The following is a 19,144-nucleotide window of genomic DNA, read 5'->3' on the forward strand; positions in this document are numbered from 1 at the left end:
TTACCGTTCGGCGTCGCGGCCGTCTCGTTCCGGGGTGAGGTTACCGTGTTCGTCGATTTCGCCCTTGACGATGCGCGTGCTGGAGATGATGTCGCCGTCCTCGGCCGTGACGTGGGAGACGACCTCGACGTCGAGGGGGTCGTGGCCGCGCTCTTCCCGAATCTCGTTGATTCGCTCGGCACCGTCGGTCGTCTCGGGCGAAACCACCAGCGCGTCGAACTGGGGTTCGGTGGCGATGCCGGTCGGTTCGGTCAACTCCCGGACCTCGAACTCTCGGTCGTACTCGTCGGCGATTTCGGCCAGCACGGCCTCCAAATCGGCCTTCCGTTCGTCGAACGGGCGGACGTACCGGTCCTCGTGACGCGTCTTCGGGGCGAGTTCGTCGCTGGTCAGTCCGACCGTCACGTCACCGAGTTCGAACGCGCGCTCGAACAGCGCGCGGTGGCCGTCGTGGACCGGGTCGAAGGTCCCGCCCAGGGCAACCCTCATACCCTCGCGAAGGGTTCCCCGCGGCTTAGTGCCTTCGGAATATCGTCCGGAGACGTGAATATTACTCCTCGTCGTCGTCCGACTCCTCTTCTTCGACGCTGATGCTCACGGGTTCGCTCGTCTCCGACTCTAGTTCGGCGTCGGACTCCGATTCGAGGTGGTCGTCCAGATTGAACACCGTGTTGAGTTCGTCCTGTATCTGGCCCACGATACCGCCGACGAGGTCGCTCGGCGCGATGGCGGTGTACTCGTAGGGGTTGTTGCCCGCGCCCTCGCTCTCGCGCTTGCGGCGTTCGACTATCTCTTCGTCGTGGAGTTCGGCCAGCGATTCGCGGACCGTCGAGGGGTAGAGACCGGTCCCCTCGGCGATTTCCTCGCTGGTGCTGTAGGGCTGTTGGCGGAGGTAGACGTAGATTCGGGCGCGCGTCTCGGTGTCGAGGACCCACGAGAGCAAATCGACGATGCTCTGGTCGAACTGGTCCACCGCGCGGTCGGCCTCCTCTTCGAGGCGCTCACGGCCCTTCGAGATGCGGTCCCGGCCCTCCGCGTCTTCGACAGGCACGTCCTGTTCGACCGACACCGTCTCTTCGCCCGCTACCTCCACGTTCACTTCCTCGGTGAGGTCGCCTTCCTCGTCCACTTCGAGTTCCTCTTCGACCGTCACGTCGTCGTCCACGTCGTCGATTTCCGCCTCCTCGACGGTGTCGTCCTCGACGTTCACGTTCTCGTCGTCTGTGTTTTCTCCGGACATGTCCTCTCTACGAGGACACAAGCCGCGGGCGAGTAAAAACTTTGCTTACAGGCGGTGGCGCTCCGCTGTTCGGGGTCGGGCGGCTATCGCTCGCTCAGAACCAGCGACTCGTAGAGGGCGTCGGTCCCCTCCTCGTCGCGGACCCGCCGCTGGCGGGCCGCGCCGCTCTCGCCGTCGTAGATGTCGCGGATGCCGGAGACGCCGAGTCGTTCGCACTCGCGGTCCACGACCTCGCCGAGACCGATTTCGCCCTCGCGGTCGCGCCGGATAAACGCCGCGTCGTGGCCGTAACGCATCGCCCGCCACTTGTTCTCGTCCAGGAGCTCTCGCCGGTGGCGATACCCCTGCTCCCCGTCTTCGTAGCGCTCGGCGAGGTCGCGGACCAGCGCGTGGGTGTACTCCACGAACGCCAGCACGCGCTCGGGGTCGCGCTGGCCGTCGGGCGTTCGGACTTCGACCGTGCCGAGGCCGGTGTGGGGTCGCACGTCGTACCAGAGTTCGCCGCGGTCGGCGATTGAGTCGGTCCGGAGCATGGTCTCCTCGAACGCGGCGAAGTCCTCGTACGAGTCGAAGTCGGTCGGCATCCCGGTGTTCGGGAGCGCCTCGAATATCTTGGCCCGGGCCGACTGGAGACCGGTGTCGAACCCGTTCCAGTACGGCGAGTTAGCCGACAACGCGAGCATCACGGGCAGGTACCAGCGAATCTCGTTGGCGACCCAGACCGCCTTGTCGGCGTCGTCCACGCCGACGTGGACGTGGAGACCGGTGGTGGTGTTGCGGTGCTGTGGGTACTGAATCCGGTTCAACTGGTTCCGATACCGCGGCTTCTCGGCGTGTTCGAGTTCGCGCCACTTCGCACCGGGGTGAAGCCCCGCCGCCGCGATTCGGAAGCCGCCCGCTTCGGCGTGTTCGACCAGCGCGTTTCGGACCGCCAGCAGGTGGTCGCGGGCGTCCGCGAGTCGCTCTATCTTCGGCGTCTGGGTCTCGATGACGCACTTGAACAGTTCGTGGTCGAGTCGCCCGTCGAGAATCTCGGGCGGGTCACGCTCGTAGACGAGTTCGTCGGTCCCGGCCGTCGGGCGGCCCCGGCGGTCGACGACGTAGAACTCCTCCTCGATGCCCAGCGTCCCCATCTCCGCGAAGCTCTTAGCCGAACCCGAGTCCATTTCTCGGACGTTCGCAATCCGGCGTATAAATAGTTCCGAACCCGGCAGGGTCGGGCGAAAGCGGCCGGGGCGGTGGTTCACCGCCGTCGAGCGACTCGGTTACTTCGGTCGGCCGAGCGACTCGCTTCACTTCGGCCGAGCGACTGGTCTCACTTCGGTCGGGCCACGACGCCGAGGTGGTCGTCGTGGTACGGTTCGAGTCGTTCGGTCGCCAGCACCTCGTAGCGCTCCCGGAGGTTGGCCAGCGCGTCGTCGAACACGTCCTCGGGGTCGCGAGTCACGTCCTCGCTGCGGGCCTTGATGGCCGCGAGCAGGCGACCGTCCTCCCGGAGGAACCGGGCGTTCTCGACAGCGACGCGCGCCTGTCCGCGCGTCGCCACGTCCTGAACGATGGCGTCCACCTCGGACTCCACGACGTGCGCGTAGCTCTCGGGTTTACGGGCGTCTTTCAACAGGGGGAAGAGGTTCTGTCGGTCCTCGGCGACGCCCACCAAATCTCGGACCGGACGGGGAGCGAACTCCACGGCGTAGGTCGGCCCGGAGAAGTCGGCAACGTGGCTGACGGTCGTCCCGCTGGCCGCGCCGAGGTAGAGGACCGTCTCGCCGCCCGCGAGGCCGGTGTCCATGCCGGACTCGACCATCGCGGCGAGCTTCGACCGTCCGGCGTCCCAGCACCGCCACCCCTCGTCGGTGGGTTCGCCGTAGACCGGCGGCCCCCGCGTCGCCAGACGCTCGCGTCCGTCGAAGGCGCGGCGCTCGACGCCCTCGGGAAGGTCGGTCACGCTTCGCCCTCCTGCTCGGTCCCGTCCGCGTCTCCCGTCTGCTCGCTTCCGTCTCCATCTCCGGCGTCGTTTCGTCCCCGAATCTGGTCCATGCGTCGCCGTAACTCCTCGTCCAGTTCGGGTTTGCGTTCGCCGGAGTAGTGGTCCACGCGCGCCGCGATGGTGAGTTTCCCGGCGAGGGTCCGGGCCGCCGACCCGCGCTTCTCCGGTCGGGTCCCCCGGACGTACTCGTGGGTGAAGATGACGCCGTGCTTGGGCGAGGGGGCGCGCCCGCGGAGGTGCGCGAACAGCGCGTCCTCTGCGCCGAGAACCTGTACGGTCCCCGCCGGTTTCTTAGCGAGCGATTCGAGTCCGCCCGCGAGCGATATCAACCGCGACGCGAGAACCGGCCCGGCCATCGCCGCGAGGTTCGGCGCGACGTCGGCCGTCTCGCGCTCGATGAACTCCCGGAGCGCGTCGCTCTCGTCGGCGAGGTCGGCGGTCCGGCGAGCCAGCGAAATCAGTCGCTCCTCGGTCGGCGACGCCGGGTCGCGTGCGGCGAGTTCCCGGGCGTACTCCACGCCGGTCCCGGCGTCGGCGTCCCGACTCCCGGCCCACTCGGCGACGCGCTCGGCGAGTTCGTTGGCCTGCGCCGCGGCGTCGTCCATCGCCCGGACCGCGTGGACGAGTTGCTGGTCGTCCGCGCGCTCGCGCTCGGCCGCGGCCTCGCGCGCCGCTCGCACGGACGCCTCGCGGAGTTTGTCGTAGTAGTCGCTCTCGTCGTCGGCGAACCCCGATTCGACCGCTCGCCGGGGCCAGTCCTCCGGCGCGTCGGCCCGCCCGTCGCGGATGCTGGCCGCGCCCGCCTCGGTGTCGTCGGGAGCGAGGTCCTCGAACCATCCGGCGCGCTCGGGGGTCGCGTCCCCCTCGTCGCCGGCGGTTCGGGGCGCGTCGCTCTCCCCCGAACGAGTTCCGTCGTCGGTCATGTCCGTGGATTGCGCGCCGTCGCGTTTAAACCTACGCGACTCGTCCTGCGGGCCGTCCGACGAGGTGGTCGGGCGAGCGACCGCGCCGATAGGGTCGGCGAGGTTACAGAAGAAGTATCCTTAAGCCGCTGCCGCGTGCAGAACGCCAGTATGGACGTGGAGAACTTCTTCGAGGAGATGCCGTTCGCCGACCTGCTCGGTGTCGAAGTGACCGAAGTCGAGGACGGCCACGCCGAGGGCGAGGTGGAGATGCGGGAGGAACTGTCGTGGAACGCCGACCGCATGATGGCTCACGGCGGCGTCACGTTCACGCTGGCCGACACCGTGGGCGGCGCGGCGCTGGTCTCGCTGGTGGACCAGCCGGTTCCGACCATCGACATGCGCATCGACTACCTCGAAGCGGGGACCGGCGACCTGCGCGCCGAGGCCGACGTGGTCCGGTGCGGGAGCGACGTGGGCGTCGTGGACGTAGACGTGTTCGCAGAGGACGGAACGCAGGTCGCCGACGCGCGCGGCGTCTACAAGACGGGATAGGAAAAGCCGAATTGGAACCCCTCCGACGGATGCGACTCCTCCACTACTCCGACGGAGAGAACGGCTACGACCGCCCCGAGCGCGCGGGCCGTCTCGCCGGATGCGTCGCCGTCAGACGCGACGACAAGACGGTCATGACCGGCACCGGCGAGACAAGCGAGGACGAGTACGGCGAGTGCCCTGTCTGTAGCTCTACTGACGGGAAAATCCGAGTGACCGTCGCTGTGTTGGTCGATGGGCTTCTGCAACGACTACGAGCAGTCCGTCGAGAAGTTCAGGTACCGTAGTCTCTGTTCGCTCGGGAGACCGACTGTGACGGAGCGACTGAGCACCACACAAAAAAAGGTGAGTTGGTAGCGCACAGTGGGCACTCAACAGGCGCCTGCCGCCGAACAGATATCTTCCGGACTGTACCAACTGCACAGCCACCTATTGAGCCAGTCGATGAGGGCTTCACAGCTCTGCTCGCACTTGTACGACCAGCAGATGTAGTTACAGCCCTCTTCGCCCAGCCAGTATAGACCGTAGTCACAGATGACATCTATGACCCACGTGCAGGCCGAACACCAGCTCTGGGTGGTGAAGTTGCTGGTGCTCGTGCTACTGACGGGTTCGGACGCGAGGATTGCTGGCGCCTCGTTTTCCCATCCGTAGATACGATGGCGGTGCTCGCCGTCGACGGTCTCGACGGAGGTTCCCACGCCGCCGTTCGGTCGCCGATTCCCGTCGGCGTCGTCTATCTGGGTGACCCAGAGGAAGCCCTGTTGTTTGCCTTCCGGGCCACGGTAGGGGAGACTGAGGATGACTGGATTACGCGCGTTCAGTTCCTCGTCGCTGGTCTCGATTCGGTATCCGAAGACGTTCTCGGTGTACGCCTCCAAGGAATCGCCCGCCATGAACTCCGCGAGCCGGGTGTAGTAATCGTAACTCGTTGCAGCGTCGAACTCGGCGGCTGCTCGGTCGGCCGAGACGAGTTCAGAGCCGCTTACACTGAGCGTGTCGTCGGCGCTTGCGAGGCCGCTGAACCCGATGACGCCCGAACCTGCACCAAGTGCTTTCAGGAACGACCGTCGCTCGAAGTCCGATTCGCCGTCGGTGAACTCTTCTCCGGTCATGTGAACCCAGCTACAACTCCAATTTTGTTGCTAATAAAATTATTCATTTTTCTTGGATATATATGAAAATAAATTTCTTCGACCTGCTCTGTTTGGTGTCGCAGATACTATCCTCATCACGTTAGGAATCCACAACCTAGCGTCGGAACGACGTCGAAGTCGTACACACCTGCGTCATCGTTCGCGTTCGATGGTCCTGTCCGAGCGACACCGAGTTTGGCCGCTGGCTTAAATCTCCTTTCCAACGACCCATTTACGACTGGAGTATCTGGGTGAACAGCGTCGCCTGTCCGCGATGGAGGCGCTCCAGAAACGCCGACTTGCTAATTCCCAACTCGTCGGCGACGTCGCTCGCAGTCGCGCTGCGCGGGACCTCGAAGTAGCCCATCTCCAGCGCGGTCCGGAGCGCGACCTCTTGGGCGGACGTCAGGTCCCACCGCTGGGCGACCGCGTCGTCGTCCTCGCTCCCGAGCGGAGAGACCCGTTCGAGCGAGACGCCCACGGTCTCGGCGGCCGCCGCGAGGACGCCCTGTAACACGTCGTGGCCCACGACCGCGCCGGTGTGGCGCTCGACTCCCTCCCGGTACTGGAGCGTCTCGGCCATGAACCCCGCGTCGGTCAGTTCGTGGACGACGCAGGGGTGTTTCGAGAGACACCGAAAGTTGGTCGCGCCGTCGGTCCGGGAGGTGTGGAGGTAACGGATTCGCTCGTCGGCGTCGAGGACGGCGGCGAGGTCGTCGGCCGCGTCCCCTGCGGAGAATCGGAGGAGCGCGTTGTCGTCGCGCCGGAGTTGCGGCGGTCGGGCATCGACGGTGACGCCCGTTTTCCGGGACGCGTCCGCGAGGGGGCAGTCGTCGCCGGTCACGCTGAACTCCACGACGAGGCACTCGTCTATCACTCTCGGACACCTCCCGAATCGACGGTTCGCCGAGACACGGAAGACCGTCGGTGAAGAGGGGCTAGAAAGCCCCCGGTCGCTCGCCGCCGGAAGACGGTCCTGCTCGCTACGCTGCGCGGGCTGCGACTTCCGAGGTCTCGTTCGCTTCGTTCACGAGACGGTCGCTGGCCGACCCCTATCGGCGCGGACAGTGTGGAGAGCGCCGATATGTCGGCCAGACGACCACGGCCTTCGGCCGCGAGCGACCGGCCCCTTTCAGTCCCGCCTGCGGCAGATTGTGAGCAGGGCTCTTTTGCTGGACTGGTCGGTACTCGCACGGCTGCTCGACGGCCGGGGTCGCTGGTCGGCCGGCAGTCGGACTCGCCTTCCGACGAACGGCCGGATTTTCCAACAGTCAGACGGTCGGCCGGGCGTCCGCGGGTGGCGGTCGGCCCGTCGGTCATGCGAGAATATCCCCCGGCGAAGTACTTAAAACCGCTACATGGACGGGTTAATCGGTATGTCAGTCTGGATTGTAGATGATTGTATATGGACATCGAACAGGTGAAAGAGCGCGCCGGACCGCGCGAGTTCAGTCCGAAGGACGACCTCCCGGAGAAGTACCGAAAGGCCGCGACTCGGATGATTCAGTTCCACGCGAACAGCGAGATAATGGGGGCGTACCTCGAACGGCCCTTCATCCGGCAGGCCCCGAGCCTCGACCGGAAACTGGCGTTCTCGGCCAAGGTACAGGACGAAATCGGACACGGGCAACTGCTCTACCGGGCCGCCGAGTCGCTCGGCGTCAAGACCCGCGAGGAGATGCTCGACGAGTTGGCGAACGGGGAGGGCAAGTTCCTCAACTGCTTCCACTACCCGATGGAGTCGTGGGTCGAGACGCCCATGATAGCCTTCTTCGTGGACGGCGCGGCGATGCGCCGACAGGCCACGCTCAAGCAGAGTAGCTGGGAACCCTACGCCCACGCGATGGACAAGGTGTGCTTCGAGGAGGGGTTCCACGTCAAGCACGGCGAGGCCATCCTCTACGAACTCATGACCGGGTCGAAGGCCGAACAGGAGAAGACCCAAGCGGCCTTCGAGACGTGGTGGCCCCGCATCATCCAGTTCTTCGGCCCGACCGACGACAAGTCCACGCACCACGACTTCTCGGCCGACGTGGGCCTGAAGACGATGACCAACGACGAGTTGCGAAACGCCTTCCTCAGCGCCTACGTCCCGAAGGCCGAGAAGTACGGACTGGAGATTCCCGACGAACCCCGTATCCGCGAAAACGGCGACGGTACCTACGAGGTCGTGGAGGACGACCTCGACTGGGAGGAGTTCTTCACCATCGCGAAGAACGACTCCGAGGGGAGCCACGAGCAAATCGGCAAGCGGCGTCGCACGCAGGAGGCCGTCGAGTGGGTCCGGAACAGCATGGACGACTGGGAAGCGAAGGGCGCGGGCCAGACCCCGCAGGCGGCCGACTAACCATGATTTGGGAAGTGTTCCGACAGGAGCAGTCCGGCGACTACCACACCCACTGCGGGAACGTCCACGCGCCGGACCGCGAGATGGCGCTCATGTTCGCCGAAGTTCAGCACGGACGGCGCAAGCCGACCAACAGCCTCTGGGTCGTTCCCCAGAAGGAAATCGGCGAAGTGGACACGGAGGAGGCCAACTTCGGCGGTACGACCGACAAGTCCTACCGGTGGGCGCAGTCGTACAGTTTCGAGGCCGCGGCCGAAGAGGTCGCGGACTCCGAGAGCGAGCAGGTGCAGGCCGAGGCCGAGCGCCAGCGGGGTGACGACTGATGACGACCGCCGAGCAACTGCCCAGTCCCGACGACCTCTCCGACGAGGAGCGCGAGGCGGTCGAGACCCTGTTGTTCCGTCTCGCCGACGACGAGTTCGTCCTCGCCGAGCGCTACACCGAGTGGCAGGTCCGAGCGCCGACGCTCGAATCCGACCTCGCGCTGGCCAACATCGCGCAGGACGAACTCGGGCACGCACGCCTCTGGTACGACCTGCTGCAGGACTTCGGTCCGGACGAACCCGACCTGATATGGGAGCGCCCCGCCGACCGATGGCATCACAGCACGCTGGCCGAACTCCCCTACGAAGAGGGCGACTGGGCCGACCCAGTCCTGCGGTCGTACCTCTACGACGTGGCCGAGGAGATTCGGCTCGAAGCCCTCGTCGATTCGTCGTACGCCCGCATCCGCGACCGGGTCGGCAAGATTCAGGGCGAAGAGGACTACCACCGCGAACACGCCGAGAACTGGCTGGAGCGACTCACCGAAGACGAAGCGGGCCGCGAGCGCGTTCAGAGCGCGCTGGACCGCCTGTTCCCGTACGCGCTGACCGTCTTCGAACCGACCGACGAGGCGGTCGAAGGCCGCATCGACGACCTCGGCCTGCGAACCGAATCGCTCGCGGACATGCGCGAGACGTGGCTCGACACCGTAGTGCCGTACCTCGACGGTCTCGGTCTCGACGTGGACGCGGACGCCGACCTCCCCGAAGAACTCGGTCGCGATACGTCCCATACCGACGACTGGGACGACCTCTGGGACGAGTTCACCGCGACCTACCGCGAACTCGACCGACACGAGGCGACTCGCATCATGAACGACCCCGACGAGGTGGAGTGATATCGCGTGTCCAGCGATTTACCCTACGACCCCGAGATTCCGGACCTCCGGGACACCGACCCCGAGGAGCTGTCGGCCGACGAGATTCCCGGCACAGGCGGCGTCCCGGGTCTGGGAGACGACTGCGAGGACCCCGCGCTCTGTGCGTACACCGAGTACGTCGAGGGCGACGACGTGGAAGACTTCCCCGCGACCGGCGAGGGCGCGCAGGGAATCGAAGCCGACGTGTGGGACGCCCTCTACGACGTGGAGGACCCCGAGATGCCCGTCTCCATCGTGGACCTCGGGCTGATATACGGCGTCGAAGTGACCGACCGAGTTGACGAGGGCGTCCACGCCGAAGTGCTGATGACCCTGACCTATTCGGGGTGTCCGGCGCGGGACATGCTGACCGACGACGTGAAGCGGTCCGTGACGGGCGTCGAAGGCGTCGAGTCCGTGGACCTGCGTCTCGTCTGGAGTCCTGAGTGGTCCGTCGAGATGGTGACCGAACGCGGGAGGCCGACCTGAACGAGTTCGGCCTGAGTATCTGACCGTGCGACGACCCGACCCGAGCGTGGACACGTCCGGCGACGAGACGGGGGCCGAGTGCCCCTACTGCGACTCGACCGACACCGAGCGCGAGCATCCGAAGGGACCGTCGCTCTGCCGGTCGATGCACTACTGCAACGACTGCGAACAACCGTTCGAGAAGTTCGAGTAATCGAATTTCCGCGGTGTTTTCACCTCTGCGTAACTGACATGATTCGGTGACGCGTCGATGAGGCGGAGTCTATCAGACGGTATCGAAAGTGGAGGATGGAACTCGACGACCCGAGGACCGCGCGGATGGTGAGAACGCGGTACCGGATGACAGGCGAGGACGGGCGGCTCGGTCGTCGACCGGAGTCACGGCGCAACCGCGTTTTACTCGTCTGGTAGTACCCGCTTAGTAATTATGGCCGAAACCTGAGAAATACTCCTCGATATTTTCGGGCCGTCATCTTCTTGTCCGACTCGCCCCCAGTTGGGCGTATGTCCGCAGACCGTCCGGCGGAGAGTGAACTCCGTCGCGGCATGACAGTCGAAATCGAGCAGTCGAACGCCGACAACGCCGCGGACGCCGACCCGATTCGAGGCGAGATTCAGACCATCATCGACGAGGGGGAGAGTCCGCAGGGAGTGAAGGTCAAACTCCAGTCGGGCATCACGGGGTACGTGACGCAGGTCGTCACCGACTAATCGCCAGCGCTGCGTTCGAGTTCGAGGAGGCGGCGCTTGAGCGCAGGTCCATCACCGGCCGAGTACCCGCCCAGCGACTCCGCGCCGACGACGCGGTGGCAGGGGACGACCAGCGGAACCGGATTCTTCCCGCAGGCCTGTCCGACGGCGACGGGCGCGGTGTCGAGCGCGTCGGCGAGTTCTCCGTACGTCCGGGTCTCTCCGTAGGGAATCGCCCGCATCTCGGCCATCACGTCGCCCACGAATCCGTCCGGGAGGGCCACCGATGCGTCGAACGTCTGCCGGTCGCCCGCGACGTACTCGCCGACCTGCGCGCGGAGTTCGTCCTCCGGTATCGCGACGCGACCGGCGTCCAGTTCGACGGTTCGACCGAGTACTCCGACGTTCATCGGTCGGTGAACGTCGGGCGGGGTCTTTGCGGTTTCGGTCGCGCCAGGTCGACCGATTCGGGCCGGTCTTGGACACGCGGTTCTCGTGGCATCCTCGGCGTCGCGTTCTCGGTGGAGTACCCTTATCGTGGTGGGAAAGGAGGGTGAAATATGGAGATTTCAGACGACGATGGTATCAGGACCGTCACGTTCGACCGCCCGGAGGTCATGAACGCGTTCACCCCGGAACTCGCCGAGGAGTTGGCCGAGGTGTTCGCCGAGGCCGACCCCGACGACCTCGACGCTATCGTGCTGACGGGCGAAGGAGGGGCGTTCAGCGCGGGCGGCGACATCCAGTCGATGGCCGACCGCGAGAAAACGACCGACGAGTACTACGACCACGTCACCGAGACGTTCGGTCGTCTCGTGGAAGAGGCGCTCTCGGCCGCGGTCCCCATCGTCGCCAAGGTCAACGGCGACGCCGTCGGCGCGGGACTGGCGGTCGCGGCGGTCAGCGACTTCGCGTACGCCGCCGAGTCCGCGACCTTCAGTTGCGCGTTCGTTCGAGTGGGCCTGATTCCGGACACGGGCGGGAGTTTCCTGCTCCCGCGCCTCGTTGGACTCCGGACCGCCAAGCGCCTCGCGTTCACCGGCGAGTTCTTCGGGGCCGAGGAGGCGGCCGAGATGGGACTGGTGAACGAGGTCGCGGCCGAGGACGAACTCGACGCGGCGGTCGAGGACCTGCTCGACACCCTGCGAGAGCGCCCGACGAGGACCATCGGTCTCGCCAAACGCGCCATCCACGAGAACATGGGCAGAGAGTGGCGAGAAGCCTTGGACTACGAGAACATGGTCCAGTCGCAGGCCTCCGCCACGCCCGAACACGAGGAAGGCGTCGCGGCGTTCTTGGAGGGACGAGACCCGGAGTTCGAGTGAACCGGCGACCTCGTCCACGACCCGCCGTCACTCTCGCCACGTGATTCGGCCGTACGTCGTCCCGTGGCGGTAGTTGTACGACTCGACGACGACGCCGAGCAGTCCGCCGGCGACGAGGAGTAACGCGAGGCCCACCGGGTCGCTATCGCCGAGATAAAGCGCGAGACCCCAGACGAGGAGAACGGCGTTCTCCGTGACGTTCCACGCGGCGTGGTTCCGGACCCGTCGGAAGGCGCTCGCGACGAAGAAGACAACTCCCGTAGCGAGGAGTACCAGCGACGACGGACGGAGGTTGCCGCCCCTCGCAGCGGCCACCAGCAGTGCCAGCAGGACCACTGCCACCGACGAGCGACCGACCGACAGGCCTCGGGAGCGGAGAGCGTCGAGTGCCACACCGAAACGTGATTTCCGAACGACAAGTTCGTTTCCGTTCCGTTCTCTCGCTCCGGTCTCGGTGACGACACTCAAATGGCTGGCCTCGCTACGGTGAAACGTGTCCGACCGAAACGACTGGGACCCGACCGACGAACTTCCGAACGGCGACGACCCGACCGGCGAGGAGTTCGACGCCCCGACTATCAGTTGCCAGCGCTGCGACCGGACGTGGGACCTCTCGACCGAGTTCGAGGAGTTGGGCGTCGGAAACCACGCTGTCGAGCAGTTCGCGCTCGACCACGAGCGTCACACCGGCCACTTCCCGGACGACGTGTCCACGTGGCGCGCGACGTGTCGCAACTGCACGGAGGTCGTCGAGCGACTCGCCCGCGACGCCGCGACGCGATGGGCCGAGACCCACGTCCGCCACACGCGTCACGCGGTCGAACTCAGCCACGCTGGAAGCGACGAGACGACGCTCTTCGGCGACGATGAGTGACGGTCGGGAGGACCGAACCGCGCGTTCGCTTCCGTCGAAATCCCCTTCGCGAGACGAGCTTGTATTCTAGCCGAAAATAATATAAATCATACGTAAATAATGAATTATTACGGAGGTGAGAAACGAGATGATACTGAGCGTTCGCCTGAACCCGCTTTGCACGTGCGAAGAGTTCAACATGTGCTGACGGATAGCGTACTAACCAAGTTTTTCGCAGTGTAGTTCCGAAGCGACACACGGGACCGAGACGCGTCTCCGTACTCGCCACGGTAACGAACTGACCGACCGAGTCTGTGTGTAGTTCCTCAGATTTATCGTCGTCTCGTCACAAACCGAGGAACTCTTCGGCGTTCTCCCAGAGAATCTTGCGCTGTACCGCCTCCGGGAAGTCGAGTTCCGCGAACTGCTCCAACCACGGCGCGGGGTCTATCATCGGATAGTCGGTGCCGAACATCACTTTGTCCTGTAGCAGGGTCTTCGCGTAGTGGAGGACTTGGTCGTCGATGTACCGGGGCATCCACCCCGAGAGGTCCATGTAGACGTTACCCTTCTGCTGACAGATGGCGAGTTGCTCCTTCTCCCACGGGAACGCGGGATGTGCGAGCAGAATCTGGAGGTCGGGGTGTTCCGCGGCCACGTCGTCTATCAGCATCGGGTCGCCGTACTTTATCTTGAGACCGCGTCCGCCCGGCGCGCCCGCGCCGAGCGTGGAGTTGCCGCCGTGGAAGACGACCGGCACGCCGAGGTCCTCGATGGTTGCCCAGAGGTCGTCGTGTTCGGGGTCGCTCGGGCCGAACCCCTGCGCGATTTGCTGGAACTTGAATCCCGAGAGGTCGAGGTCCTTCACCGCGCGCTCGGCCTCCTGTACGCAGTCGTCCTTCAGGGGGTCCACGCTGGCGAACCCGACGAAGAAGTCGTCGTACTCGTCGCGGACCTCCGCCACGTAGTCGTTTGGCACGGGCGGGTTCCCGGTGTTGGTCTCGGCGTCCCACCCGAGCAGGATGGCCCTGCCGATGCCGCACTCGTGATACTCCGCGACGAGGTTGTCGTAGGTGTCGGTCTCCATCTCCGCGCCGAACTTCTTCGCGGCGTCTTCCATCATCTGGCCGCCTGCCTTTTCGAGGAACTCCTCGGTCGGTTGGTGGCAGTGGGTGTCGATGATGGGGTAGTCGTCCTCGTGGTCGGCGACGACGTCGAGTTTCGACATGCGACGGTGTTCGGGAAGTATGGTGAAAAATAATGCGAATCGAACTGTTCGGTCGCGTGACGCGAGGACGCTACGTCCCGAGCGCGACGACGACCAGATACGAGAAGGCGTTGTTGGCGACGTGCAACAGACTCGCACCGGTGAGGTCGCCGTACCGTAGTCGGAACGCGGTCGGGAAGACGCTCCAGACCGTGACGAAGACGCCGCCAGCCACGCCGAAGAACGGGACGTGAATCGCGCCGAAGACCAGAATCATCCCCGCAGCGGCCGCGAGCGGCGACCACCCGCGAGCGAGCAATCCGCCGAGCAGGAGGCCGCGGTACAGCATCTCCTCGACCCACGGCCCGAACAGGACCGGACCGGCGAGGACGACTGCGAGAGTCGCGGGGTCCGACAGCGAGTACGCGAGGCCGCCGACTTCGTAGCCGAACGCCGACGTAACGGCCGTGGTCGCCTCGTAGGCGCCGAGACCGACGACGAACGCCGCGGCGACGGCGAGCAGTTCCCGGCCGGTCGGTCGCCGGAACGGGAACGCCGCCCGGCGCTCGGCGGGCGAGAGGACCGCGTACGCGCCGCCGAGGACGACCGCGTTGGCGAGGCCGTAGAGCAGGAACGCGGTCGGTACGTCGAACTCGCTCGGCTTGGTGCCGGTGAGTCCGCCGACGACCGCGAACGCGGCGAGTGCGACGGGCATCGCCGCGACGGCAGTCCCGACCGCGAGTAGCGACCGGTCTTCGAGCGCCGCTGCGTCGGGAGGACCGCCGTGCCGTGCAGACGAGTGGCTCATGGGCTGACAGTAACAGATACGTTATAAAAATATTTCTACTCTTATTCGCGGAGGGAGTCGAATCGACCTACTCGCCCGTCTCTTCCTTCTTGATGAGGAACTTCATGTCGCCCTCGAAGACGACCGTGTCCTCCTGATTCGTCATCGTGGTGTCGATGACGACCAACCCGGCGTCGTCCCGACTCGAAATGTCCTTGGTCTCGACGACCTCCATGTCCAGCGAGATGGTGTCGTCCATGTGGACCGGGTTCGGGATGTCCATGTAGTTCATCCCGAGGAAGGCAAGCACGGTCCGCTCCAGAATCCCGGTTCGGTAGACGAACCCCGTCGCCAGCACGAACGTCATCGGGCCGTGGGCCACGCGTTCGCCGAACTCCTCCTCTTCGGCGTACTCCTTGTTAGTGTGGAGTTCGGTCCAGTCGCCCGCGAACGCCGAGTGCATCACGAAGTCGTACTCGGTGACGGTCCGACCGACGCTCTCGAACGTCTGGCCCTCCTCGAAGTCCTCGAAGTGGTGGGGTGTGTAGCTGTACGGCATACTTCCGGGTTCGTTCGGTGACGATAAAATTCTATGGTGTAATTGATGAACGAGAGCGGAGACCGACGCCGGAGGTGTGAGTCAGAAGCGCCTGCGGTAATCTAACAGTCGGACGTGCGGGACGGAGTTACCGCGAGTGCCACCCGATTCTCCCCTTCCCGAGAGTGACGATAGAGTGGTCTTCGGATTCCAGAACCACCGCTACTCGGGTTATAAGTGTCTATCGCGCCACCTCCCTGCATGACCGAGGTGCCAGACGACCGCCGCGAGACCATCGAGTCCGACCCCTTCTGCGAGACGTTGGGTGTCGAACTCGTCGCTCTCGGTCCGGGAAGCGCGCGGACCGAACTCACCGTGACCGACGACCTGCTCAACTTCCACGGGACGCCCCACGGCGGGGCCGTCTACTCGCTCGCGGACGCCGCGTTCGCCGCCGCGTCGAACAGCGAGGGCGACACGGCCCTGGCGATGGAGACCAACATCTCCTACTTGGAGGCCGTCGAAGTCGGGGAGACGCTGACCGCTGACGCCGACCGTCTCCACCGGCGGGGTCGGACGGCCTCGTACCGGGTCGCCGTCACCGACGAGAACGGCGACGAAATCGCTACCTTCCGCGGCCGAGTCTACCATCCCGGCGAGTAGTGCGAGGCGCGCGGCGACGTTCGAAACCAGTAACTTTCTTGCCCTTTCCGGCCCATCGTTCGAACGCGTACGGGTGATATCATGGACAGGAGAGCAGTACTCGGTAAATCCAAAGCCGAACTCGTCATGGCGCGAGTCGGACAAGTGATGGCCGCGAGCTACCTCCTCTTGCTCTTGCCGGTTCTGCCGGTCCTGCTCGCGTACGTCGCCCTTCGGAAACTGGTCGCGCTCTTCACCGGCGAGTCCGGCGAGCGACGACAGTACGAACCCAAAATCGGCACGCAGTCGTCCTGACGTGACTGACCGCGTGCCCGCGCGCCGAGTCGGCCCGGGGCCTCAGACGTGGCGACCCGGAAACGACTTTAATTCCTGCATGCTTTTGAACCGCGAGTGTCATCCATCGGTATGCAACGCCGCCCGTTCCTCCGCCTCGCGGTCGGTGCGGCCGCGACGACCGCCGGATGCCTCGGTGCGTCCGGCGCGTTCGCGGGACCGACCGACGCGACCGCGTCGGACAGCGACTCGACTCGGATGGCGGCCGCGGACGGTCCGTCGGACGCCCCGACGCTCTCGGTCTCGGGCGTCGAGACGTTCGACTACGTCGTCCGCCTGAACGACCTCGGCGACGACCCGACCGGCGCGGTCACTTCCGCCGCCGACCTGAGCGACCGCGAACGCGCCGTCCTGCGGTCGGCCGTCGCCGGGACCCACCGCACCCGTGACCCGCCGGAGTGGCTCCGCCGGTTCGCCAGTTCGACCTCGTTCGTCGAGCGCAACGGAACCTACCTCCGACTCGACGACAACTTTCCGACCTATCGAGTCACCGCCGAGGCGGTCCCACACGGCGACGTGACCGGCAAGGTCGCCACCTACGAGGAGTACGAGCGGGCGGTCACCCGCGAGGACTACGTCGCCAGCGGTCTCCTCCGCATCGCCCGCGAGGAAGGCATCGAACTGAGTTACGTCTGGCCGTCGCTCGCGGCGTTCTTCGACGCCTACGACGCCGCCCGGTACCACGGCGAGGTCGTCTCGTTCTCGGTCGAAGTCACCGACTCCGGACCGCCGTACGAACTGTCGGCGACCGAAGTGCCTGTCTCGGCGGCGGTCGGCGGGCCGGTCTGGAACGCCGACGCGGCTAGCGAGCGGACACGGGAACTCCTCCGGCGCGCTGGCCGGACGCGAGGCGCGTACGGGTTCGACCGCGCGCCCGCGGGCCTGCTCGACGAACTCCAGTCCCACGAGTACGTCCGCCTCGACGGCACCTTCTACACGTCCGTGGTCGAGAAACGCGCCCCGATTCCGGTCTCGGTGTCGGCCCGGGTCGGGAACGGACGACTCCGCCTCGCGCTCGACAACGAGAGTGACACCGCCCTCACACTCTCCGGCGGCGCGCCCCGCCCCTTCGGCGTCGTCCGGTGCCGCCCGACCGACACGTCGAATCCCTCGTCCGGCCAGACCGACCGCGCCGACTCGCCGGACTCCTCGACCGACCGCCTGCTCTGGACCGACGCCTACGCCGCCAGCGACCACGTTCGGACGAAGGGCCGCGACGTTCAGTTGGTCGAGGACGTCGCACTGACCACGACCGTCGACCCCGGCGCGACGGTGAGCGAGACGTACGCGGTCCCGGCCGACCTCCCGCCCGGCGAGTACGCCGTCGAGGGGTCGCTCGGCGTGCGGGAGGCACGCGGCCAGCGAAGCGCCGACGAGTCGAGTCCGACTCGGAGTTCGACGGTCGGATATCGAGTCTCGTTCACCGTCGCGTAGAGCGGGACCGGCGATTTCGAACGGACTCGTCGGTCGGCAGCGAAACTCTCGTCGCGGCTACTCCTCGCCGCGGTGGTCGAACACGCGCTTGACCTTCCCGACTTCGGTGCGCTCTACGACGCCCGGGCCGACGACCTCTATCTCGTCTGGCTTGACCTCCAGCGTCTCTTCGAGTTTCCCGCGGATTCGGCGCTCCAGTTCCTCGTGGGTCCCCTCGTAGTTCTCGTGGTACTCCACGGTGAGTTCCATCGCGTCGAGGCTTCCCCGTCGATAGAGGTCGATGCGGTAGTGAGGAGCGACGTCCTCGATGTCCACCAGAACCTCCTCGATTTGGCTCGGATAGACGTTGACCCCGCGGACGATGATGAGGTCGTCGGTCCGGCCGGTGACGTTGTCCATCCGGGCGACGGTGCGGCCGCAGTCACACTCCTCGTAGGTCAGCGAGGTCATGTCGCCGGTTCGGTACCGCAGGACCGGCAGGGCCTCCTTGGTCAGGGTCGTCAGGACGAGTTCGCCCTCCTCGCCCTCGGGTAACACCTCGCCGGTCCCGGGGTCCACGACCTCGGGGAGGAAGTGGTCCTCCCAGACGTGGAGACCGTTCTGCACTTCCTCGCACTCGATGGAGACGCCGGGTCCGATGATTTCGGAGAGGCCGTACACGTCCACCGCGGTCACGTCGAGGGCCTCCTCGATTTCCTCGCGCATGGGGTCGGTGAACGGTTCGGCCCCGATGACCACCGTCGAGAGCGGCAGTTCTCTGGGGTCGATGCCGCGCTCCTCGGCGGCCTCCGCGAGGTAGAGGCAGTACGACGGCGTGCAGGCCAACACGTCGCTCTCCAAATCCCGGAGCATGTCCAACTGTCGGGAGGTGTTGCCCCCGCCGGTCGGGACGACGCAGGCCCCGAGTTCCTCGACGCCGTCGTGGAACCCGAGTCCGCCGGTGAACAGTCCGTAGCCGTAGGCGTTCTGGACGACCTGCTCGGGTCGAACGCCCGCGGCGTACAGCGACCGGGCCATCACCTCGCGCCAGACGCCGAGGTCTCCGTCGGTGTAGCTCACGATTTTGGGCTTGCCGGTGGTGCCCGACGACGCGTGAACCCGGCGCACGTCCCCGTGTTCGACCGCGAACAGACCGTCGGGGTACTCGTCCCGGAAGTCCTCCTTGGTCGTGAACGGAAGCTTCGAGACGTCCTCGACCGATTCGATGTCGTCCGGCGAGACGTCCGCTTCGTCGAGCGCCTCCCGATAGAAGTCCACGTTCTCGTAGGCGTACGCCACGGTCTCGGCGAGTCGCTCGTCCTGCAAGCTCCGGAGTTCGTCGCGCGAGGTGGTCTCGACGTCGTTGTAGACCATGTCTGATAATAGTTCGCAAGAAAACGACTAAACTGTTTGGTCGATAAGAGGTCGATTGCACCACCCCGTTTAAGAGTAAACAATACGGTATTTTTATGCAGTGCCTGTGAATCACTCTC

The 19,144-nt window shown here is 65.6% G+C and carries 25 protein-coding genes and 1 pseudogene; 13 read left to right on the top strand and 13 right to left on the bottom strand.

Annotated features, from left to right (window positions below; translation table 11 throughout):
• The 5 genes from FXF75_RS10400 to FXF75_RS10420 all read right to left on the bottom strand — a co-directional run bounded on the left by FXF75_RS10400 (position 1) and on the right by FXF75_RS10420 (position 4,153).
• Complete coding sequence (locus FXF75_RS10400; RefSeq protein WP_163521795.1) at positions 1–489, bottom strand: phosphopantetheine adenylyltransferase; 489 nt, start codon at positions 487–489, stop codon at positions 1–3.
• A 61-nt stretch (positions 490–550) separates the two neighbouring features.
• A complete protein-coding gene (locus FXF75_RS10405; protein WP_309221799.1) occupies positions 551–1,051 on the bottom strand; it encodes a winged helix-turn-helix domain-containing protein in 501 nt (166 codons plus the stop codon).
• A gap of 272 nt (positions 1,052–1,323) precedes the next feature.
• Positions 1,324–2,406: a glutamate--cysteine ligase gene (locus FXF75_RS10410; protein WP_163521797.1), complete on the bottom strand. Its 1,083-nt coding sequence runs from the start codon at positions 2,404–2,406 to the stop codon at positions 1,324–1,326.
• Positions 2,407–2,555: 149 nt separating this feature from the next.
• Entirely contained in the window at positions 2,556–3,188 is a 633-nt protein-coding gene (locus FXF75_RS10415) for a fibrillarin-like rRNA/tRNA 2'-O-methyltransferase (RefSeq protein WP_163521798.1), read from the bottom strand.
• Positions 3,185–4,153, bottom strand: coding sequence for an NOP5/NOP56 family protein (locus tag FXF75_RS10420; protein ID WP_163521799.1), 969 nt, complete (start codon positions 4,151–4,153; stop codon positions 3,185–3,187). The genes FXF75_RS10415 and FXF75_RS10420 overlap by 4 nt, the downstream gene beginning before the upstream one ends.
• A gap of 150 nt (positions 4,154–4,303) precedes the next feature.
• On the opposite strand from FXF75_RS10420, the gene FXF75_RS10425 reads away from it, so the two are divergent.
• Both FXF75_RS10425 and FXF75_RS10430 read left to right on the top strand, forming a co-directional pair.
• Positions 4,304–4,687, top strand: a complete 384-nt coding sequence (locus tag FXF75_RS10425; protein ID WP_163521800.1) for a PaaI family thioesterase — start codon at positions 4,304–4,306, stop codon at positions 4,685–4,687.
• Between the two features lie 29 nt (positions 4,688–4,716).
• Complete coding sequence (locus tag FXF75_RS10430; protein ID WP_163521162.1) at positions 4,717–4,974, top strand: hypothetical protein; 258 nt, start codon at positions 4,717–4,719, stop codon at positions 4,972–4,974.
• Between the two features lie 84 nt (positions 4,975–5,058).
• Here the strand turns inward: FXF75_RS10430 and FXF75_RS10435 are convergent, their stop codons facing one another.
• Both FXF75_RS10435 and FXF75_RS10440 read right to left on the bottom strand, forming a co-directional pair.
• Complete coding sequence (locus FXF75_RS10435; RefSeq protein WP_163521801.1) at positions 5,059–5,802, bottom strand: twin-arginine translocation signal domain-containing protein; 744 nt, start codon at positions 5,800–5,802, stop codon at positions 5,059–5,061.
• 253 nt (positions 5,803–6,055) lie between these two features.
• Positions 6,056–6,700: a helix-turn-helix domain-containing protein gene (locus tag FXF75_RS10440; RefSeq protein WP_163521802.1), complete on the bottom strand. Its 645-nt coding sequence runs from the start codon at positions 6,698–6,700 to the stop codon at positions 6,056–6,058.
• Positions 6,701–7,228: 528 nt separating this feature from the next.
• Between FXF75_RS10440 and paaA the strand changes: the two genes are divergently transcribed.
• From paaA to FXF75_RS10465, 6 genes and pseudogenes are all read left to right on the top strand, one after another.
• Positions 7,229–8,170 (top strand): 1,2-phenylacetyl-CoA epoxidase subunit PaaA, encoded by a 942-nt coding sequence (gene paaA, locus FXF75_RS10445; protein WP_163521803.1) that lies wholly within the window; start codon positions 7,229–7,231, stop codon positions 8,168–8,170.
• 2 nt (positions 8,171–8,172) lie between these two features.
• Positions 8,173–8,493 (top strand): 1,2-phenylacetyl-CoA epoxidase subunit PaaB, encoded by a 321-nt coding sequence (gene paaB / locus FXF75_RS10450; protein WP_163521804.1) that lies wholly within the window; start codon positions 8,173–8,175, stop codon positions 8,491–8,493.
• Positions 8,493–9,332, top strand: a complete 840-nt coding sequence (paaC, locus tag FXF75_RS10455) for a 1,2-phenylacetyl-CoA epoxidase subunit PaaC (protein WP_163521805.1) — start codon at positions 8,493–8,495, stop codon at positions 9,330–9,332. The genes paaB and paaC overlap by 1 nt, the downstream gene beginning before the upstream one ends.
• A gap of 111 nt (positions 9,333–9,443) precedes the next feature.
• Positions 9,444–9,865 (top strand): annotated as a pseudogene (gene paaD / locus FXF75_RS10460) (1,2-phenylacetyl-CoA epoxidase subunit PaaD).
• A gap of 2 nt (positions 9,866–9,867) precedes the next feature.
• Complete coding sequence (gene paaE / locus FXF75_RS22090) at positions 9,868–10,035, top strand: 1,2-phenylacetyl-CoA epoxidase subunit PaaE (protein ID WP_205427413.1); 168 nt, start codon at positions 9,868–9,870, stop codon at positions 10,033–10,035.
• Positions 10,036–10,346: 311 nt separating this feature from the next.
• Positions 10,347–10,553, top strand: a complete 207-nt coding sequence (locus FXF75_RS10465) for a DUF2196 domain-containing protein (RefSeq protein WP_163521806.1) — start codon at positions 10,347–10,349, stop codon at positions 10,551–10,553.
• On the opposite strand, the gene FXF75_RS10470 is transcribed toward FXF75_RS10465, so the two are convergent.
• Positions 10,550–10,942 carry a methylated-DNA--[protein]-cysteine S-methyltransferase gene (locus FXF75_RS10470; protein ID WP_163521807.1) on the bottom strand — a complete coding sequence of 131 codons (393 nt, stop codon included), beginning with the start codon at positions 10,940–10,942 and terminating at the stop codon, positions 10,550–10,552. The genes FXF75_RS10465 and FXF75_RS10470 overlap by 4 nt on opposite strands.
• A 150-nt stretch (positions 10,943–11,092) precedes the next feature.
• On the opposite strand from FXF75_RS10470, the gene FXF75_RS10475 reads away from it, so the two are divergent.
• A complete protein-coding gene (locus FXF75_RS10475; RefSeq protein WP_163521808.1) occupies positions 11,093–11,857 on the top strand; it encodes an enoyl-CoA hydratase/isomerase family protein in 765 nt (254 codons plus the stop codon).
• Between the two features lie 27 nt (positions 11,858–11,884).
• Here FXF75_RS10475 and FXF75_RS10480 read toward each other — a convergent pair whose 3' ends face one another.
• On the bottom strand, positions 11,885–12,250 hold the full coding sequence (locus tag FXF75_RS10480; protein ID WP_163521809.1) for a hypothetical protein: 366 nt from the start codon (positions 12,248–12,250) through the stop codon (positions 11,885–11,887).
• A gap of 100 nt (positions 12,251–12,350) precedes the next feature.
• Here FXF75_RS10480 and FXF75_RS10485 point away from each other — a divergent pair, with 100 nt between their 5' ends.
• Complete coding sequence (locus FXF75_RS10485) at positions 12,351–12,731, top strand: hypothetical protein (RefSeq protein ID WP_309221791.1); 381 nt, start codon at positions 12,351–12,353, stop codon at positions 12,729–12,731.
• A gap of 325 nt (positions 12,732–13,056) precedes the next feature.
• Here the strand turns inward: FXF75_RS10485 and FXF75_RS10490 are convergent, their stop codons facing one another.
• The 3 genes from FXF75_RS10490 to FXF75_RS10500 form a co-directional block, all read right to left on the bottom strand.
• A complete protein-coding gene (locus FXF75_RS10490; protein WP_163521810.1) occupies positions 13,057–13,938 on the bottom strand; it encodes an amidohydrolase family protein in 882 nt (293 codons plus the stop codon).
• 70 nt (positions 13,939–14,008) lie between these two features.
• Complete coding sequence (locus tag FXF75_RS10495; RefSeq protein WP_163521811.1) at positions 14,009–14,725, bottom strand: CPBP family intramembrane glutamic endopeptidase; 717 nt, start codon at positions 14,723–14,725, stop codon at positions 14,009–14,011.
• Positions 14,726–14,792: 67 nt separating this feature from the next.
• A complete protein-coding gene (locus FXF75_RS10500; protein WP_163521812.1) occupies positions 14,793–15,263 on the bottom strand; it encodes a MaoC/PaaZ C-terminal domain-containing protein in 471 nt (156 codons plus the stop codon).
• Positions 15,264–15,503: 240 nt separating this feature from the next.
• Between FXF75_RS10500 and paaI the strand changes: the two genes are divergently transcribed.
• The 3 genes from paaI (at position 15,504) to FXF75_RS10515 (ending at position 17,672) form a co-directional block, all read left to right on the top strand.
• The gene (gene paaI / locus FXF75_RS10505; RefSeq protein WP_163521813.1) at positions 15,504–15,905 is read left to right on the top strand and encodes a hydroxyphenylacetyl-CoA thioesterase PaaI; all 402 of its coding nucleotides are present in this window, start codon (positions 15,504–15,506) and stop codon (positions 15,903–15,905) included.
• A gap of 81 nt (positions 15,906–15,986) precedes the next feature.
• Positions 15,987–16,199 carry a hypothetical protein gene (locus FXF75_RS10510; RefSeq protein WP_163521814.1) on the top strand — a complete coding sequence of 71 codons (213 nt, stop codon included), beginning with the start codon at positions 15,987–15,989 and terminating at the stop codon, positions 16,197–16,199.
• Between the two features lie 111 nt (positions 16,200–16,310).
• Positions 16,311–17,672: a hypothetical protein gene (locus FXF75_RS10515; protein ID WP_163521815.1), complete on the top strand. Its 1,362-nt coding sequence runs from the start codon at positions 16,311–16,313 to the stop codon at positions 17,670–17,672.
• A 57-nt stretch (positions 17,673–17,729) separates the two neighbouring features.
• On the opposite strand, the gene paaK is transcribed toward FXF75_RS10515, so the two are convergent.
• Positions 17,730–19,025 carry a phenylacetate--CoA ligase PaaK gene (gene paaK, locus FXF75_RS10520; RefSeq protein ID WP_163521816.1) on the bottom strand — a complete coding sequence of 432 codons (1,296 nt, stop codon included), beginning with the start codon at positions 19,023–19,025 and terminating at the stop codon, positions 17,730–17,732.
• Positions 19,026–19,144: the final 119 nt, after the last annotated feature.

The sequence above is a fragment of the Halorussus sp. MSC15.2 genome (genome assembly GCF_010747475.1).
In the GTDB taxonomy this organism is placed as follows: domain Archaea; phylum Halobacteriota; class Halobacteria; order Halobacteriales; family Haladaptataceae; genus Halorussus.

Excerpts from the sequence above, each read along its gene's own strand:
- paaA (WP_163521803.1), top strand. The coding sequence starts at position 7,229 with ATGGACATCGAACAGGTGAAAGAGCGCGCCGGACCGCGCGAGTTCAGT.
- paaC (WP_163521805.1), top strand. The coding sequence starts at position 8,493 with ATGACGACCGCCGAGCAACTGCCCAGTCCCGACGACCTCTCCGACGAG.
- FXF75_RS10410 (WP_163521797.1), bottom strand. The coding sequence starts at position 2,406 with ATGGACTCGGGTTCGGCTAAGAGCTTCGCGGAGATGGGGACGCTGGGC.
- FXF75_RS10465 (WP_163521806.1), top strand. The coding sequence starts at position 10,347 with ATGTCCGCAGACCGTCCGGCGGAGAGTGAACTCCGTCGCGGCATGACA.
- FXF75_RS10425 (WP_163521800.1), top strand. The coding sequence starts at position 4,304 with ATGGACGTGGAGAACTTCTTCGAGGAGATGCCGTTCGCCGACCTGCTC.
- FXF75_RS10500 (WP_163521812.1), bottom strand. The coding sequence starts at position 15,263 with ATGCCGTACAGCTACACACCCCACCACTTCGAGGACTTCGAGGAGGGC.
- FXF75_RS10490 (WP_163521810.1), bottom strand. The coding sequence starts at position 13,938 with ATGTCGAAACTCGACGTCGTCGCCGACCACGAGGACGACTACCCCATC.
- paaI (WP_163521813.1), top strand. The coding sequence starts at position 15,504 with ATGACCGAGGTGCCAGACGACCGCCGCGAGACCATCGAGTCCGACCCC.
- FXF75_RS10435 (WP_163521801.1), bottom strand. The coding sequence starts at position 5,802 with ATGACCGGAGAAGAGTTCACCGACGGCGAATCGGACTTCGAGCGACGG.
- paaK (WP_163521816.1), bottom strand. The coding sequence starts at position 19,025 with ATGGTCTACAACGACGTCGAGACCACCTCGCGCGACGAACTCCGGAGC.
- FXF75_RS10515 (WP_163521815.1), top strand. The coding sequence starts at position 16,311 with ATGCAACGCCGCCCGTTCCTCCGCCTCGCGGTCGGTGCGGCCGCGACG.
- FXF75_RS10495 (WP_163521811.1), bottom strand. The coding sequence starts at position 14,725 with ATGAGCCACTCGTCTGCACGGCACGGCGGTCCTCCCGACGCAGCGGCG.
- paaB (WP_163521804.1), top strand. The coding sequence starts at position 8,173 with ATGATTTGGGAAGTGTTCCGACAGGAGCAGTCCGGCGACTACCACACC.
- FXF75_RS10475 (WP_163521808.1), top strand. The coding sequence starts at position 11,093 with ATGGAGATTTCAGACGACGATGGTATCAGGACCGTCACGTTCGACCGC.
- FXF75_RS10510 (WP_163521814.1), top strand. The coding sequence starts at position 15,987 with ATGGACAGGAGAGCAGTACTCGGTAAATCCAAAGCCGAACTCGTCATG.
- FXF75_RS10420 (WP_163521799.1), bottom strand. The coding sequence starts at position 4,153 with ATGACCGACGACGGAACTCGTTCGGGGGAGAGCGACGCGCCCCGAACC.
- FXF75_RS10400 (WP_163521795.1), bottom strand. The coding sequence starts at position 489 with ATGAGGGTTGCCCTGGGCGGGACCTTCGACCCGGTCCACGACGGCCAC.
- FXF75_RS10430 (WP_163521162.1), top strand. The coding sequence starts at position 4,717 with ATGCGACTCCTCCACTACTCCGACGGAGAGAACGGCTACGACCGCCCC.
- FXF75_RS10470 (WP_163521807.1), bottom strand. The coding sequence starts at position 10,942 with ATGAACGTCGGAGTACTCGGTCGAACCGTCGAACTGGACGCCGGTCGC.